Consider the following 15,872-nt stretch of genomic DNA (forward strand, 5'->3'; position numbering starts at 1 on the left):
AAGGTGGCCTGGCCGGCGACCCTGCTCAAGGGCCGGCCAAGGCAGCGTGCCGATTTATGCTGGAGTCAGCGCAGTGCGGCCAGTCCCGAGCTATGGCTGGTGATTGTCGATGCCTCGGCCTCGACCCGCCGTTATCAGGCGCTGAGCCGGGCCAAGGGGTTGTTGGCGAGCTTCTTCGATCAGGCGTACCGCGCCCGTGCCCGCCTGGCCTTGCTCACGGCCAGCGGCGCTGCGCCACGCTGGCAGCGCCATGGGCTGAAAGCCTCCGCGGCATTACAGCCGTGGCTGGCGGGGTTGGGGGCGGGTGGCGGTACGCCGTTGCTGGCGGCGCTGGAGGAGGCACGGCAATGGTTATTGCGCCGGCAACGGCAGTTCCCGGGTGAGCAACAGCGCTGCCTGCTGCTGACCGACGGTCGCCTGAGCAAAAGTGCGGCGCTGGCGCCGCTGCCTTGTGCCAGTGTGCTGATCGATATGGAAAGTGGGCCGGTGCGCCTGGGCCGTGCGCGGCGACTTGCGGAACAACTTCAGGCCGATTATTGGTATATGGATCAATTGGATAGCGCGGCCTGTGGCGCATTGTCGCAGCGACAATAAAGTACAACTTGGCGACAACAAAAAGTGCACCCTGAGGTGCACTTTTTTATTGGCCTGAAAATGTCCGAAGTTACTTCGGCATGGTCCAGGGTTGCAGGTCGTAGCCTTTCAGACGCAACTCGGCGCGTACTTCTTCGAGCAGGTGCGCCCACTGCGCCGGGTCGGAGTAAGTGCTGCTGGACACTTGTTTGCTGCCAATCCGGGTGCTGGTCCGGTCGATCACTGCCAGGCTTAGCTCACCGGTACCGTTTGGCGCGTCCCAGGCTACACACTGGAAGGGTTCGAAGGCGTGGTCGGCAATCAGCAGTGCTTCGTTGACACGCAGCGGAGCGTTCATGGGTTCGGTCTCTCTATGGTCCCAAACATCAAAATGAAAGTTGCCGGCGGTTGTTCGCAGCGGCAGGTTACTTGTACTGATGTCCGAAGTAACAGGTGAAGTCACACCGTTCGCGAAAATTTTTTATTCGCGCTTCGCACATTGTTTTTTTCCTGGCGCTTGAGACGTTGAAATAACAGGAAAATTCCCGCGGGTGAAAAATAACGCCAGTGCTCGACGGACAGACGGTAGTGGGCCAACAGTCGTTCATTGCTACTGTTACAAGCGGGTCTGCCAAGATGCTGTTTCTACTCACTTTTCCAATAATTGGCGTCAAGGAACGGTCATGCTCGAACCCGCACAGAACCGTCGTTTGCTGGTGGTCGATCCTTGCGATGATTGCCATCGCCTGTTGCCCGGATTACGCAGTGTTGGCTGGGATGTTCATAGCTGCACGTTGAGCAGTGCCCTGGAGCATCCCTGTGATGTCGGGCTCCTGCGTTTGCAGGCGTCGCACCTGCAGCACCCCGAGGCGGTCAAGGACCTGATCGGGCGCAGCGGCGCCGAGTGGATCGCCGTGCTCAGCCCTCAGGAGCTGCGGGCGCAGAAGATCGGCGACTTCGTTTGTGAGTGGTTCTTCGATTTCCATACCCTGCCGTTCGATGTGTCCCGGGTCCAGGTGACCCTGGGGCGGGCGTTCGGCATGGCGCGCCTGCGCGGCAAGGGCCCGGCACCGGTCGATGAGCCGGAGCATGAACTGCTCGGTGATAGCCGACCGATCCGCGAGCTGCGCAAATTGCTGGGCAAACTGGCACCCACCGAGTCGCCGGTGTTGATTCGTGGCGAGAGCGGGACCGGCAAGGAACTGGTGGCGCGGACCCTGCATCGCCAGTCCCAGCGTCACGACAAACCATTCGTGGCGATCAACTGCGGGGCGATTCCCGAGCACCTGATCCAGTCCGAGCTGTTTGGTCATGAGAAGGGCGCGTTCACTGGCGCGCACCAACGCAAGGTCGGGCGGATCGAGGCGGCCCATGGCGGCACCTTGTTTCTCGACGAAATCGGCGACCTGCCGCTGGAGTTACAGGCCAACCTGCTGCGTTTTCTTCAGGAAAAGCACATCGAGCGGGTTGGCGGCAGCCAGCCGATTGCCGTGGATGTGCGGGTGCTGGCGGCCACCCACGTGGACCTGGAAAGCGCCATCGTCAGTGGCCGGTTCCGTGAAGACCTGTATTACCGGCTCAATGTGCTGCAGGTGGTGACCGCGCCGCTGCGTGACCGTCACGGTGACCTGTCGATGCTGGCCAGCCATTTCTCGCGCTTCTACAGCCAGGAAACCGGCCGCCGCCCGCGCACATTCAGCGAGGACGCCCTTGGCGCCATGGGCAAGCATGACTGGCCGGGCAATGTCCGTGAACTGGCCAACCGTGTGCGCCGTGGCCTGGTGCTGGCCGAGGGGCGGCAGATCGAGCCCGGTGACCTTGGCCTGCAAGAACAGACCGCAATGCTCGCGCCTATCGGCACGCTGGAGGACTACAAGCACCAGGCGGAGCGCCAGGCCCTGTGCGATGTGCTCAATCGGCACAGCGACAACCTGAGCATCGCAGCGAAGGTGTTAGGGGTTTCGCGGCCGACGTTCTACCGTTTGTTGCATAAGCATCAGATTCGCTGAGGCCAGCACCGCTGTTCATTCCCTGCCAGAAACCAGAAAAGCCCGTGACTGCAACAGCAGCCACGGGCTTTTGTGTGTGAAACCGATCAGAAGTAGTACGGGAATTTCAGGCTGAAGGTGAAGTCCGGCGCATCGTCGGTAAGACCGATCGACAGGTTCGGCACGATGGTCAGCTTGTCGGTGGCAGCCAGGGTCATGCCGACGTTGAAGTAGGCGGCGTTGGCATCGCTGCCGGTGACGGTGGTCCAGTCGCCGCCGTCCTCCTTGGTCTTGGAGCGCCGTACGATCAGGTCGGAGACGGAGAACGACATACTCATCTTCTCGTTCAGGGCGAACGCGACGCCAGCGCCAAGCTGGAAGCTGTCACCCAGTTTGACCTTGCCCGGGATTTTCTGGTTTTCGGTCGAGCTGATGTCGCTGAACGAATCCTCGAGGTTGTGGGTGTACGACAGGCTGCCGAACAGCACTGCCGGGTCGAAGGTCTTGACCAGCGAGATACCGGGGCTGATGGACCAGACGCCGTTGCCGGTAGGCAGGCTTTCCGGGTATTGCAGGCTGCTGTTCTGCGGATCGGTACGGAACTTGATGCCGAACGGGTCCTTGCCGGTGGGCGCCTTGACCCGCAGGGTGAATACCGCATCCGGGGCGTAGTCCGACTCGTCCATGAATTTGTAGGCAACGCCGACGTTGACGTCGCCAATGGTCGGATCGCGGGTAACGCTTCGTTCGGACAGCGCAGTACCGGCGCCCCCAGGTTGGTCAGGCGTGCCACTCGCACCGCCGGACTGGAAGGTCGACTCGCGGTAGACCACCGGCACGTTGACGTCGAACTGCCAGCGCTGGTTGAGGTTGTAGCGCCCGGTCAGGTCAAGGGTCCAGGTGTCGGATTTGATCCGGTCGAGGTTGATGTTGCCGAGGAAGATCGAGTCCAGCGCCAGAAAGCCGTTGAGCAGCAGTTGCTTGGTGTCGTACCGGGCATAGGTGATGCCGGTCTCGACACTGAACTTGCCGCCGCCGAAGAAGCCGCTCGCTTCGTCGTACAGGTTGGTGACGCTCTGTGCCGGGGCCGAGTCGTCTTTCAGCGATTCGCCGTAGGAAGCGCCACTACCCGACGCCGCGACCGCCTGGCCTTGCCCGGAAGGCTGGCTTGGCTTGGTTGCGGGGGAGCGCACGAGGCGTTTGGGGGCGGGGGCTGCGGGCTGATCTTCGACCTGACGGACCCGCTGTTCGAGGACCATCAGGGCTTGTTGCTGTTGTTCATAACGTTGTTTGAGGGCTTGCAACTCCTGTTTCAGCGCCTCCACTTGCGGATCCTGTGCCGCGAAAAGCATCGTTGAAGGAACCAGGGTGCTCAGACATACGACTGCATTGAATGAAAACTTCCGGTGCATAGGTTAGCCATCCTTTCCAACTGCGCAATAAGTTGAAACAGAGCGTAGATCAATATCCAGAAATACGAAGGCCCTTCAACTGATCCAGATTGCAGTTAAGTGCGCCTGCTGTCGGCATGTTGTCGCGCAGCACCACGTTGAGCTGAGTGATGTTGCTGACAGCGTTGCTGCCGCCTAGCAAAGTGGTGGCCTGCATCAGTCCGCCATCAGCCAGTCGCTGCAGGCTGGCGCCCTGATTATTGGCGGCCTGGATGCTCATCTGGATGCCGGCGGAGGTTGACGCGACGCTCAGGGTGCCGGCGTTGTTGCTGGCGCTGATGGTTGCGCCGCTGGCCAGTGCCTGGCCTTGTTGGGCGGCCATTTGCGGTGCCTGGCTGGCTTCGCTGACATTGACCTGGAAGTTGTTGGACGTGCTGTTGCCATCGCCTGCGGAGCGGTTTACCTGAATCACGCCCTGGCCGCTGCCGAGTCCGGCGCCACCGGTGACGATGCCGGTGCCTTGGGCAGTGGAGGTGCCCGTGCCGTTTTCACCGGTCAGGGAGACATAGAATTGCGGTTTGAAGGTCGACTGCTGCACCTGCAACGAGGCCGTCGCGCCGATGCGGTCGCCATTGGCGTTTTGCCAGGTGCTGTTCATGACCACCCCGAAGCTGATGATGCGCCCTGGCATCACGTAGCGTCCGCGTAGTTGAGACAGTTCCTGATCCTTCACTTCGATGGGTTTGAACACCTGCGCTTGCGCAGGAAGGCTGGCCGCGAGACAGGCGGCGATCAGCCAGCGTGAAGTCTTCATCGGGTGCTCCCGGAGCTCCATGCTCGCTTGTTGTTAGAAGAAGTCGCTCTGGATGAATCCAAATTCCATCAATTGCGCATCGTCGATGGGCTGGAAGTTGTTGACGCGGTTCTTGGCGGTCAGCGGGTCCGGCGGGTTGAGCAGGGCGTTGGCCTTGTCGTAGCCGGGGCCGATGACGGCGAAGATGATGCCGTTCCAGCCTTTGACGAAGTCATCGAACTTGTAGCGTTTGTGGCCCAGTACCGGGTCGCCGACGTAGGCCCAGTCCTTGTCGGTGCGTTGCAGCACGACGAAGTGTTTGTAGCCACGGATGTCCATCAGCACCACGACCGGAATGCTCACGTCATGCAGGCTTTCCGGCGGGATCTTGTAACCCCGGGCACGCATGCCGAGGCTTTCCACGTAGCGTTTCATGTCGAGCATCGAGAAGCCCTGGACGCGGACGATGTCCTGGTCGGAGTGGGCGAGCATGCCTTCGATGATGTGGCTTTCATCCACGTCCAGCCAGTAGGCCTGTTTGAGGATGGTGCCCAGTGCGGCGGCGCCGCAACTGAAGTCGGTCTTTTGTTGAACCAGGTTGGCGAAGCGGCGTTCACGGATGCTCTGTACTGGCTTGTAGATCGTGACTCCGCCTGGCAGGGCGGCGACCGCCATCTGTGCGGCGTTTGCCGTGTCGATCTGACCACTCAGGACTACCAGCAGCGTTAGCAGGAGCGCACGCATGATCTTCCCCATCCCTTGAATTAGGAAAGGGGCCCCGAAGGACCCCGATCAAGGCTGTTACATGCCAGTGCAGGCACGGCAGCCGGCGGCGATGGACAGCGAGTTGCTTTGTTGGTTGCCCGAGCCTGCCGAGACGTTGGCCCCGACGTTGCCCGACACGCCGTTCAGCGAGTTGGTCAGCGACGCGGTGTTGGTCACAGGGTTGACCCAGCCACTTGGGGTCAGCACTTGGTAGGAGGCTACGCCGTACAGCGCGAAGTCGCCTTCTTCGTGGAACTTAAGCGGATCTTTCTGGGTTTGGCCACCACGGTCATGGCTGTCATGACCGCCGTCTTTCTTGCTTTCTACGTAGCCAACGCCGTTGCCTTCGTACTGGCCGTAGGCAGCAAAGCTGGAGTAGAGGGTTTTGGTGTCGTAGGTACGATCGGCTTCGTTGGTCACTTTCAGACCAGTGGTGTTCTGGTTGGCAGCGGCGCTGGCTGCGGCGACGCGGCCGCCGGACACGGCGATGGCCAGGTTGTTTTTCTGTTGGTTGAAGTCGCCGGCGGTGACGTTTACCCCAATGTTGCCGGAGCTGCCGTTGGCCGAGCTGTTGAGGGTCGCGGTGTTGCGGGTGGAGTAGTTCTTGACCGTGTTGCCGACGTTGTTCTGGGTAGCGCTGGAGACGGCGAGCGCGCTGCCGAAGATGAAGCTTTCGTCGGCGGTGGCGATTGCAGCGACGTTGTCTTGTTGGTTGCCGTCACCGGCTGCGGTGTTGGCGCCCAGGTTGCCTTGCGAGCCGTTGGCCGAATTGTCCATCTTGGCGTCGTTGCGGGTGGCTTCGTTTTTGACCCAGTTGCCGCTGTTGTTTTGAGTGTCGATCACCGTCGCGGCGGAGCCGGCGTTGATCAGGAGGGACAGCAGCAGGGACTGGGTGCTGTCATGATCGTTATGGTGTCCGCGACCACCGCCATGGTCATCGTTACGTCCACCTGCTTGTGCAGCAACTGCCATGACCGCTGCGAGTGCGAATACCAGAGGCTTGAGTGCCATTGTGGGTTTCATGGTGTTTCTCCGCATTAATTATGATTGTTAAGTGTTGTGTTGCCTTATCGGGTCAGTCAGCGACCCGGACGCTCAGGGTGTTGGCCATTCGGTTTCCCACCCCTGCGCTCTGATTCAACTGAACCACGCCACGACTGCCGGTGAATGCCTGGTCGCTGGTGCTGACCTGGCGACTGCCGGGTGTGTGGTCGGTTGAGCCGGAGCTGTTGGACAGCGCCACGTTCTGCTGGAGCAGGACGCTGTCATCGATGCTTTGCGGTACGGCGCTGATGCTGATGCGCACCGCGTTGGCTTGTTGAGTACCGGCACCGGCGGACTGGTTGATGCCCAGGATGCCGTTGCCGTTACTGAAGGAAGTGCCGCCGATACTGGCGTTGGCATCGATGGCGCGGCTTGCGGCCGTATCGATGCTCTGGTTGATCCGGGTGGTGGCCTGGGCTTCGTGGCCGATGGCGATGGCCCGGCTGTTGTTCTGTTGTTGCTGGTCGCCGGCAGCCTGGTTGATCGAAAGATTGCCCTTGTAGCCTTGGGCGCTGCTGTCGATCCGGGCGTTGTCCTCGACCGGCGAGGCGGCCAGTGCGGTGCCCGTGCAGAACAGGGCGATGAACAGAAGGGAGGCTTTCATCTCACTTGCCTCCGGTCAGGATCTGCAGCGGGGCGAGGCCGCGCTGGATACCGGAGTTGACCGAATTGGAGATGCTGTTGCCTGCGCCACCGCCGCCACCGGTTGCATTGCCGAGACCTGGCAGGGTGGTGGGCATCGCATTGATTCCGCGCACACCGCCCGAAGCGGCATCAGGGATCAGCACCCGGTTGATCGTGGCGCCACTGGCGACGCTGGCAAAGTCACCGTCGCTGAGTTCGTTGTTGGTCTGCGAGACGATGCGATTGGAGGCGTTGGTGTTGACGGTGGTGGGGCTCGGATCCGGGTGGTCGTTGCGAATGGCCGGGCGGGTCTTGACGTCACGGGTCAGGACGACCACACCGTTGCCACCAGCCTGGACCTGGGCAGCGAGCAAGGAAGCGCTGAGTGCGCATCCGATGACCATAAGGCGAAGCAGGTTATTGTTGTGATTCCCCACGGCGGCGATTCCTTCTTTCTATTCGCTGGCCCTTCAGCGTTGCGAGAGAGGGAGCAGAAGCTGTGCCGCTTTTTGTTTATCGCGTGGAATCAACGACTTGAGTGAAGTACCAGAGAACGCCTCGCGCTGGCTGTAACGCCGGTGAGACAACCAGCGGCGATAGGGGCGGGGTGTGGGGCGGATGCCGACAAACCGGGGCGGGCGGCCACTGTATCAGCGGCGTGACAGTCCCCTTGCAGATCGCGCGGCGCGGCTCTGCGCCGCGGGTCGGGCTGGCGTCGGGTGTATCAGCGGGTTAACACTCGGTCGCGCAGGCGGCGGCTTTACCGTCCAGCAGGCGCTGGACCGTGGCGAGAACGATAGCGCGGCGGCAGGTCCAGTCGCCTTCGATGATCATCAGCGGCTGACGATGCTGTTCCAGCCATTGCCGGCTGGAGTCGAAGAAGGCCCTGCGTTCATCCAGGTCCGGCTGGCAGCGCTGGCCGTCGCCGATCCACGGCACGCCGTCGGGGCTGAGCAGCAGGTGCAGGTCATAGTGCCGTGCCAGCAGCGCCTGCTCCAGCCAGTCGGGGCAATCGGCGAACAGCGTCTGGCTCCAGAGGATATTGCTCAGCAGGTGGGTGTCGAGAATCAGCAGTTCCGGCTGGCGCTGGCGGGCGGCATCCTCCCAGGCCAACTGGCCGCGGGCGATGTCCGGGATATCGGCATAGCAGGTGTCGCGCTGCTGCTCGTCGATAAAGTGGCGGACATATTCGCCAACCAGCTCACCCCCGAAGTGCGCCTGGATTTCGCCGGCCAGCCAGCTTTTGCCACTGGACTCGGGGCCCGCCAGCACCAGGACCTTCATGCCGCCACCACGGCGGGGTCGCGGCGCCATTCGCGCAGCCCCTGAACCGCCATCAGGGTGAACAGCGCATACAGGCCCGCCGTCAGGTACAGCTCCTGATAGAGGAACAAGCCGACGCAGACGGCATCAATGACGATCCACAACGCCCAGCACTGCACGCGCTTCTGCGCCATCCACCATTGCGCCACCAGGCTGAAGCCGGTGATGGTCGCGTCCAGCCAGGGCTGGGCGGCGTCGGTCCAGGTGCTCATGGCGCCGCCAATCAGCAGGCTGCCCAGCATGCCGAAGAGCAGGCCGAGATTGACCTGGCCGGGTGCCAACAGGCTGACCTTGCGCGCTTCGCGCACGCTGTCTGGCCGCGTCCACTGCCACCAGCCGTACAGTTGCAGCACGGCGTAAACCCCTTGCAGCAGCATTTGCGAATAGAGCCTGGCATCGAAGAACACCCAACTGTAGAGCAGCACCATGGCCAGGCCGATGGGCCAGCACCACGGATTCTGCTTGACCGTCAACCAGACGGAGAGGGCGCCAAGTACGGCGGCGAACAGTTCGAGGCCGGACATCGGCGCTCCTTATACAGCAAGGAAAGAGGGGCGGGGATTGTACCTGTTGGGCCGGTAGCCGCCAGTCGGGTTTATGCGTGTACCTGATATTTTTGTCAGTTTCGCCCTGTGACGTTTGCGGGCAGATTACTTCTACGGCGTCGAGTTGTGGCTGTTCAGTCGTTGTTACGTCGATTCACTCATTGAAGAAAGATCCCGACGAATTCAGGAGACACGGCGATGAGAAGGCGTATGAACAGGCTTGTTCCGCTAATGGCTCTACCGTTTTTGATGCAGGCGACGTTGGCGCACGCGCAAAGCTGTGCTGAAGCACTGAAAACAGTTGAACAGTTGTATAACAACACCGTCGACCAATGCGTGGGGGCTAATGGTGAGCCGACCCCGGCATCTGACTGTTCCGGGCTTATGGTAAGGGGCACCGAGCGCCCGGAGGCCAGTGGTGGGAATGCCGGCGACTGGTATGTGTGGAACGACAGCCCGGGGGTGAAAGAACGAGGTACCACGGCAGCAACATTCGTACGTAAAGACATCCTGAATAGAGAGATCGTGGTATTCAAGGATGGTTGGCGGAATTATAACAGTGGATACATTGTCAAGTCGGGACCGAATGAACCCAAAACTCGCGCAGCCTGTGCTGCGCCGGCGGATCTGTGGGGTGATGAGCGGGCTGACCAGGGGTGTGGCGATAACAAAAAAACGGCTGAAATCGAACAGTTCTGCCAGGACGCGCTCAAAGATAACAAAACCTGGGTCGACACTTACTTCAAACCGAATATGACAGAGAATACTGAGTATATCGGTGGAAAGTCCTGTACCTACAACATGCGAAATATGAGCGACGCCGAGCGCGCACAAGCATTCAAGTCATTCCTTGAGGCGCGTAGGGACTTTCAAAATGTCCCGAATCAGGATATAGCGTTCAATTCGTATACCGAAGTGCGCATTCCGAGCACCGCCGATAATGAGCGGCCGATCCTGGCGTTCCATTGCACCGACAACGATAGCTGCGCCGATGCTGTAAAGAATCAGACTGAATACAAGCAAGTCACCGGTAAAGATGTGCCGATCATCAAGATAACGTTCCCCAAGGACAAAAACACTGCTGCGACGTTTTCGTGTGATGCGGATCCTCGACCTGCACCCGTGCCCGCAACTGGAGTAGGGCTCACCGATGCTCAAAAAGAAGCAGGTGGCTGGGGGAAAGGCAGCGATCCGAAGCAGTGTGCTCGTTACTTCGACTCGGTGACCTGGATCAACCGCTGGGACGATTACCTCAAAGCCTTTGTCGATTCGGTCTCGGCAGTGCCGTCCGAATGCGGTCGCATTATCGGACCTGATCAGACCGATAAAGCGTTCCGTGAACTGGAACAAAAGGGCAAGGCAGCGCCCGGTGGAGCGAAAAAGTGGAGTGACAGATCGGAGACGCTACGTCGTCAGTATGTTTGTCATCTGGCGCTGACCGTCAAGGATGCAAACGGCAGTGATTCCGAGGTGAGGTACAAGCACGAGTACAACCTGGAGCCGGTCAGACCGTACGTCTCGCATGAGCAATCGATCAGGGATAACTGCAACTCCATCAAGGCCGATGCGCCCGTTGGTGGCGGCGGGGGCGGTACGCCAGCGCAATGCCCTGATTACATCAAGTCGGTGAAATGGATGGACCGGACGTATGCCGAATACCCCGGCAGAAAGATCAAGGCGCTGGAGGTGACGTACAACGACTGTGCATTCGGATTCGGGCCTGATAAAACCGCTGCGGTAATGGCGGAGATGAAGAAAAAAGCCTTGGCGGCAGATCCACAGGGCGCGAAATACTGGGGCGACAAAGATACAACGATGCGTCGCCAGAGTATTTGCCTTGCCCAGAAATACGCCAAGAAGAACCCGGTGTATGTGGAGTCGGTCAGGCCGAACGAAGCTACTCAGGAGCAAGTCAACGCAGCCGACTGCAACCCCAAGTGATGAGCGTCGATGCCTGTTGATTGAGACAACATTTTGTTGATCCATCTGGACTGCCGATATCCCGCGGGTATCGGCAGTTTTTTCATGTCCGAACGGCTTCCGCCGACAGGACGGGCCGGCGGTGTTTTCGAAACCCTCCTGATATTTCTGTCAGTTTCGCAAACGAGGGGGGTGTGGCAGTTTTCGAGGCAGGCGGTCGGTAGTGGCATTCAGTCGTTTTCACGCCAATTCAATGAGCGGAGTACTCATCGTTCCTGGAGGCGCGTGTCATGCGAAAGACTGCTGAAAAAATAGTCCCGTTACTTATATGTCCCTTGCTGTTCGGGATGTCCCTGGCCAATGCGGAAACCTGCGAGGAAACGCTGAAGGTTGTCCAGACGCTCTACAACAAGACGGTCGATAAGTGTGGCGACGATCCGGCCTCGGACTGTTCCGGTCTGCTGATCAGAGGCACGCACCGGGCGGATCCTGCAAAGGGCGAGAAATGGGATATATGGAGCCCGAGCCCGAGAGCAAAGGAGCTGGATAGCGAGGCGTTTTCCTATATGCGCAAGGACATCAAGTACGACAACCCTGGCATGCAGACGCAGAACGGTTACATCACCACGCCCTTTGATCTTCTCTGCCAGGGGAAACAGGGCGGTCATCTGCAGTGTGCCTTTCCGAATGATGCCTGGACGGACATGCGCACGGACAAAGGCTGCCGAGACAGCTACAAGCGTGGCAACAGCCCGGGTACAGCCGAAATTGAAGGCACTTGCAAGGAAATGGGCGTCAACAGTGGCACCCAGTGGCTTGCACATTTCAATAAATACAACGGTCAGACTTACCAGGACATCCGCCAATGCGGGTTCGACATGAGAAAGGGCGTGACCCGAGCCGACCGCGCCACTGCCTTCAAGAATTTTCTGGACGCGCGCAAGTTGATAAACACCCGGGAGTTCCAGACCCAGACAGAGCTGCGACTGTCCCTCACCGATCCTGATCAACGTGCCGTGCTGGCTTTCTTTACCAGTGATGCGCGTGGCGATGCCGCAGCCCGGTTAAATCAGGAGGACTACTTGAAGAAGACCGGTAACTACCGACCGATCATCAATATCAAGTTCCCGGCGCATGCAAATGATGTGGCCACCTTCTCTTGCGCCGCCAACCAGATGGCGCCTCCGGCCCAGAGTGCAAGCCCGGGTTTTTGTATTACGGGTAAACCACCGAGCCCTGGCTTCGGGCCGGGTACCGGTTCAGGACCGACCCAGACGCCGGCTCAGTCTCAGGCCAGCCAGGCGGCCGCGGCCGCTGCTGCTGCCGCGCTTGCCGACGCGGACCTCGCCCAGAAGAAGTACTGCACGCCTTACTTCGAGAAGAGTGAGTGGATTTCTCGCGATGATCCGGTTTTCGGGCCTAACACTTGGTCGCTTTCGCTGACGCCCAATCCCACCTGTTCCATTAAAAAGCTCAATGCAGTCGGGTTGGAGCGCATGTACGCCGATTTGTATGATAAACACAAGAATAGTCCGCACTGGCAGCAGTACGCCCAAAACGGCGGGTCCATGCGTGAGCAGTTTTATTGCCATGCGTACGAATATCCGGACAAAAAGGTCATGAACCTTGAGCCGGTTCGCCCGATGATGCCTTGGAAGGAAGCGGTCAAGCAGCCTTCGCCATGTAACCCCGGCAAGTAACCGCCGTTTGGGAAGTGTTGGACCTGCCGCCACCGGAGAGTAGCGGCAGGTTTTTTTATACCCGGAACTGCCCCAATACCTGCTCCAGATGCGCGCTCAGGCGATTGAGCGCGTGACCGGAGTTGCTGGAGTGCTGCGCGGCGACGGCGGTCTGGCGTGACAGGTCGGCGGTTTCGGTGACGCTGCGGTTGATTTCTTCCACCACATGGGCCTGCTGCAAAGTGGCGCTGGCAATCGAGGCGTTGAGGGCGGTCAGGTTGTGCAGCGCCTGGCTGATGGCATCCAGGCTGGCGCCCGCTTCGCTGGCCTGCTCGACGGTTTCCCGCGAGGCCAGGCTGCTGGCGTCGATGGCCTTGACCGCCGCTTCCGACTGGCCTTGCAGGTGCTCGATCATGGCCTGGATCTCGGCGGTGGACTGCTGCGTGCGCTGCGCCAGCAGGCGCACCTCGTCGGCGACCACGGCAAAACCGCGACCTTGCTCTCCCGCGCGAGCGGCCTCGATGGCCGCGTTGAGGGCCAGCAGGTTGGTTTGCTCGGCGATGGCGCGAATCACTTCCAGCACGCTGCCTATCCGCGTGCTCTGGTTGGCCAGGGCCTGGATCACATGGACCGCCTGGTCGATGGTGGCGGACAGTTCGTCGATCTTGCGCAGGCTGCCGTGAATGCTCTGCTGACCCTGACGGGCGCGCTGCTGTGCCTCGCTGGTTTCGCTGGAGGCCTGCTCGGCGTTTTTCGCCACGTCCTGGACGGCGTAGGTGACCTCGTTGATGGCGGTAGCCACCTGTTCCATTTGCTGCGATTGCTGGTCGCTGCGCTGCTGGGTCTGCCCGGCGTTGTCACCGACCTCGCCGGCCGAGTGGCCCAGCTCGCGCGCGGCGTCCTGCAGGCGCACGACCACCTGCTGCAACTGCCCGGTGAAGCTGTTGAAGTGCTGGCCGAGGCGGGTGATTTCGTCGTTGCCGTGGGTGTCCAGGCGCTTGGTCAGGTCGGCTTCGCCACTGGCGATGGTGGCCATGGCCTCAACGGCTTCCTGCAACGGGCGGACGATACTGCGGGAAATCAGCACCACCAGCAGCGTCAGGATCACCGCGATGGCGGCGCCCAGCAGCGAGGCGTCACGCAACTGCCGCAGGAACTCGCCTTGCATGTCGTCGATGTACACACCGGAGCCAATGATCCAGCCCCAGGGCTTGAACAACTGAATGTAGGAGGTCTTCTCTACCGGCTCGCTGGCGCCGGGCTTGGGCCAGCGATAGTCGATGCTGCCGGCGCCGCGGGTCTTGGCCAGGCTGACCATTTCATTGAACAGGGCGAAGCCGTCGGGATCGCGAATGCCGGAGAGGTCCTGGCCTTCAAGCTTGGGATTGGTCGGATGCATGAGCATCTTCGGGCCCAGGTCGTTGATCCAGAAATAATCATTCTGGTCGTAGCGCAGCGCCCGCACCGCGTTCAGCGCCTGTTGCTGTGCGGCTTCGCGGCTGAGGCTGCCGGTGGCTTCCTGACCCTGGTAGTACGTCAGGATCCCGGCGGCGGTCTCGACCACATGGCGGGTTTTTTCCGCCTTGGCCCGGTACAGGTCAGAGTGAATCTGATTGAGCATGAGCAACCCGAGGGTCACCAACATCGCCACGGCCAGCACCAGGATGAGCCACAGGCGCCGGCTGATCGACATACTGCGTAAAGTCTTCATGAAGGTCATCTCAAGTTCTTGTTATTTTGAGCATCCAAGCATGCTTTGCCGCTTCCACCTACTCGACCAATGGCTAAGTGGTTGATTCAGCTGGCTCCATTACGTGCGACCGGGCAGCGTTTATCCCACATGTCTGATAGGATTTCGGCCTTCCTGCGCCAAACCTGAAGGGCATGTCGCGATTTAAGTGGCCGTTTCCGTTTTATGGTCGCCGTCGCATGCCTGGGCCTTGAACAACCAAAGCGTATCGAAAACTAGTAAAGGGGCATGCCACGCGCATCGCCCTACGGGGGAATGATGGATTTTTGGACCGCCATGCAGGCAGTGATTCTCGGCATCGTCGAGGGTCTGACAGAGTTTTTGCCGATTTCCAGTACCGGCCACCAGATTATCGTGGCCGACCTGCTGAACTTCGGCGGTGAACGGGCCATGGCCTTCAACATCATCATTCAGTTGGGTGCGATCCTGGCGGTGGTGTGGGAGTTTCGCCGCAAGATCTTCGACGTGGTGGTGGGGCTGCCACGCCAGCGTGAAGCGCAGCGCTTCACTGTCAACCTGCTGATCGCCTTCATGCCCGCCGTGGTGTTGGGCGTGGCCTTCGCCGATCTGATTCACGAATACCTGTTCAACCCGATCACCGTGGCTGCGGCATTGGTGGTGGGTGGCGTGATCATGCTCTGGGCCGAGCGTCGCGAGCATGTGATCCGTGTTGCCGAGGTGGACAACATGCACTGGACCGACGCCCTGAAAATCGGTCTGGCCCAGTGCCTGGCGATGATCCCGGGGACTTCGCGTTCCGGCTCGACCATCATCGGCGGCCTGCTGTTCGGCCTGTCGCGCAAGGCGGCCACCGAGTTCTCGTTCTTCCTGGCCATGCCGACCATGGTCGGCGCTGCGGTGTACTCGGGCTACAAGTACCGCGACCTGTTCCAGCCGGACGACTTCATGGTCTTCGCCATCGGCTTCGTGGTCTCGTTCATCTTCGCCATGATCGCCGTGCGCGGCCTGCTCAAGTTCATCGCCAGCCACAGCTACGCGGCGTTCGCCTGGTATCGCATCGTCTTCGGTCTGGTGATCCTCGGGACCTGGGCCTTCGGTGTGGTCGACTGGTCGGTAGCCCACGGCTGATGCGCTATCCACGGCTCAAGCTGCTGGCGTTCGCCATGCTCTGCCTGCTGCCGCTGGGCGGGGCCCTGAAAACGGGCCTCGCCGAACAGTTCTGGTTCCCTGCGCTGCTGTATATAGCGGCGAGCCTGGTGTGTGCCGGACTCTACTGGCACGACAAGCGCCAGGCGCAGGTGCAGGGCCCGCGCATTCCGGAAAAGCTGCTGCACCTCAGCGAACTGCTCGGCGGCTGGCCGGGCGCGCTGGTGGCGCAGCAACTGTGGCGGCACAAGACGCGCAAGCTGTCCTATCAAGTGGTGTTCTGGCTGATCGTGCTGGTGCATCAGGTGGTGTGGGTGGACGTGCTGTTTCTGGGGCAATGGCGGCATATCTTTTAGCCGCCGCCTCAACG

At 60.5% G+C, this 15,872-nt stretch carries 16 protein-coding genes and 1 pseudogene; 6 read left to right on the forward strand and 11 right to left on the reverse strand.

Annotated features, from left to right (window positions below; genetic code table 11):
- Positions 1-3: 3 nt before the first annotated feature.
- Complete coding sequence (locus tag HWV67_RS04555) at positions 4-594, forward strand: vWA domain-containing protein (protein ID WP_256680004.1); 591 nt, start codon at positions 4-6, stop codon at positions 592-594.
- 70 nt (positions 595-664) lie between these two features.
- Here the strand turns inward: HWV67_RS04555 and HWV67_RS04560 are convergent, their stop codons facing one another.
- On the reverse strand, positions 665-931 hold the full coding sequence (locus tag HWV67_RS04560; RefSeq protein WP_095153593.1) for a hypothetical protein: 267 nt from the start codon (positions 929-931) through the stop codon (positions 665-667).
- Positions 932-1,256: 325 nt separating this feature from the next.
- On the opposite strand from HWV67_RS04560, the gene HWV67_RS04565 reads away from it, so the two are divergent.
- Complete coding sequence (locus tag HWV67_RS04565; RefSeq protein WP_175650118.1) at positions 1,257-2,582, forward strand: sigma-54 dependent transcriptional regulator; 1,326 nt, start codon at positions 1,257-1,259, stop codon at positions 2,580-2,582.
- A gap of 86 nt (positions 2,583-2,668) precedes the next feature.
- Here the strand turns inward: HWV67_RS04565 and HWV67_RS04570 are convergent, their stop codons facing one another.
- The 8 genes from HWV67_RS04570 to pnuC all read right to left on the reverse strand — a co-directional run bounded on the left by HWV67_RS04570 (position 2,669) and on the right by pnuC (position 9,025).
- Complete coding sequence (locus HWV67_RS04570) at positions 2,669-3,973, reverse strand: transporter (RefSeq protein WP_175650119.1); 1,305 nt, start codon at positions 3,971-3,973, stop codon at positions 2,669-2,671.
- A 49-nt stretch (positions 3,974-4,022) separates the two neighbouring features.
- On the reverse strand, positions 4,023-4,766 hold the full coding sequence (locus tag HWV67_RS04575) for a hypothetical protein (RefSeq protein WP_175650120.1): 744 nt from the start codon (positions 4,764-4,766) through the stop codon (positions 4,023-4,025).
- A 33-nt stretch (positions 4,767-4,799) separates the two neighbouring features.
- Positions 4,800-5,489: a C39 family peptidase gene (locus tag HWV67_RS04580; RefSeq protein ID WP_095153589.1), complete on the reverse strand. Its 690-nt coding sequence runs from the start codon at positions 5,487-5,489 to the stop codon at positions 4,800-4,802.
- A 57-nt stretch (positions 5,490-5,546) separates the two neighbouring features.
- Complete coding sequence (locus HWV67_RS04585; RefSeq protein ID WP_175650121.1) at positions 5,547-6,533, reverse strand: heme utilization protein; 987 nt, start codon at positions 6,531-6,533, stop codon at positions 5,547-5,549.
- Between the two features lie 52 nt (positions 6,534-6,585).
- On the reverse strand, positions 6,586-7,158 hold the full coding sequence (locus HWV67_RS04590; RefSeq protein WP_175650122.1) for an adhesin: 573 nt from the start codon (positions 7,156-7,158) through the stop codon (positions 6,586-6,588).
- A 1-nt stretch (position 7,159) separates the two neighbouring features.
- Positions 7,160-7,615 (reverse strand): hypothetical protein, encoded by a 456-nt coding sequence (locus HWV67_RS04595; protein WP_371929270.1) that lies wholly within the window; start codon positions 7,613-7,615, stop codon positions 7,160-7,162.
- Between the two features lie 295 nt (positions 7,616-7,910).
- Entirely contained in the window at positions 7,911-8,462 is a 552-nt protein-coding gene (locus HWV67_RS04600) for an AAA family ATPase (RefSeq protein ID WP_175650966.1), read from the reverse strand.
- A complete protein-coding gene (gene pnuC / locus HWV67_RS04605) occupies positions 8,459-9,025 on the reverse strand; it encodes a nicotinamide riboside transporter PnuC (RefSeq protein ID WP_175650123.1) in 567 nt (188 codons plus the stop codon). Before pnuC ends, HWV67_RS04600 begins: the two co-directional genes overlap by 4 nt.
- A 231-nt stretch (positions 9,026-9,256) precedes the next feature.
- Here pnuC and HWV67_RS04610 point away from each other — a divergent pair, with 231 nt between their 5' ends.
- Together HWV67_RS04610 and HWV67_RS04615 are read left to right on the forward strand one after the other, a co-directional pair.
- On the forward strand, positions 9,257-10,987 hold the full coding sequence (locus tag HWV67_RS04610; RefSeq protein ID WP_175650124.1) for a DUF2599 domain-containing protein: 1,731 nt from the start codon (positions 9,257-9,259) through the stop codon (positions 10,985-10,987).
- A gap of 269 nt (positions 10,988-11,256) precedes the next feature.
- Entirely contained in the window at positions 11,257-12,666 is a 1,410-nt protein-coding gene (locus tag HWV67_RS04615) for a DUF2599 domain-containing protein (RefSeq protein ID WP_175650125.1), read from the forward strand.
- A gap of 55 nt (positions 12,667-12,721) precedes the next feature.
- Here HWV67_RS04615 and HWV67_RS32360 read toward each other — a convergent pair whose 3' ends face one another.
- Positions 12,722-13,456, reverse strand: coding sequence for a methyl-accepting chemotaxis protein (locus HWV67_RS32360; RefSeq protein WP_444851803.1), 735 nt, complete (start codon positions 13,454-13,456; stop codon positions 12,722-12,724).
- Between the two features lie 120 nt (positions 13,457-13,576).
- Positions 13,577-14,365 (reverse strand): annotated as a pseudogene (locus HWV67_RS32365) (cache domain-containing protein); the annotation flags it as partial.
- A 288-nt stretch (positions 14,366-14,653) separates the two neighbouring features.
- Here HWV67_RS32365 and HWV67_RS04625 point away from each other — a divergent pair.
- Both HWV67_RS04625 and HWV67_RS04630 read left to right on the forward strand, forming a co-directional pair.
- The gene (locus HWV67_RS04625) at positions 14,654-15,484 is read left to right on the forward strand and encodes an undecaprenyl-diphosphate phosphatase (RefSeq protein ID WP_175650127.1); all 831 of its coding nucleotides are present in this window, start codon (positions 14,654-14,656) and stop codon (positions 15,482-15,484) included.
- On the forward strand, positions 15,484-15,858 hold the full coding sequence (locus HWV67_RS04630; protein ID WP_175650128.1) for a DUF1294 domain-containing protein: 375 nt from the start codon (positions 15,484-15,486) through the stop codon (positions 15,856-15,858). The genes HWV67_RS04625 and HWV67_RS04630 overlap by 1 nt, the downstream gene beginning before the upstream one ends.
- The last annotated feature ends 14 nt before the right edge of the window (positions 15,859-15,872 follow it).

This window comes from Pseudomonas sp. Marseille-P9899, from assembly GCF_903166565.1.
GTDB lineage: Bacteria > Pseudomonadota > Gammaproteobacteria > Pseudomonadales > Pseudomonadaceae > Aquipseudomonas > Aquipseudomonas huaxiensis.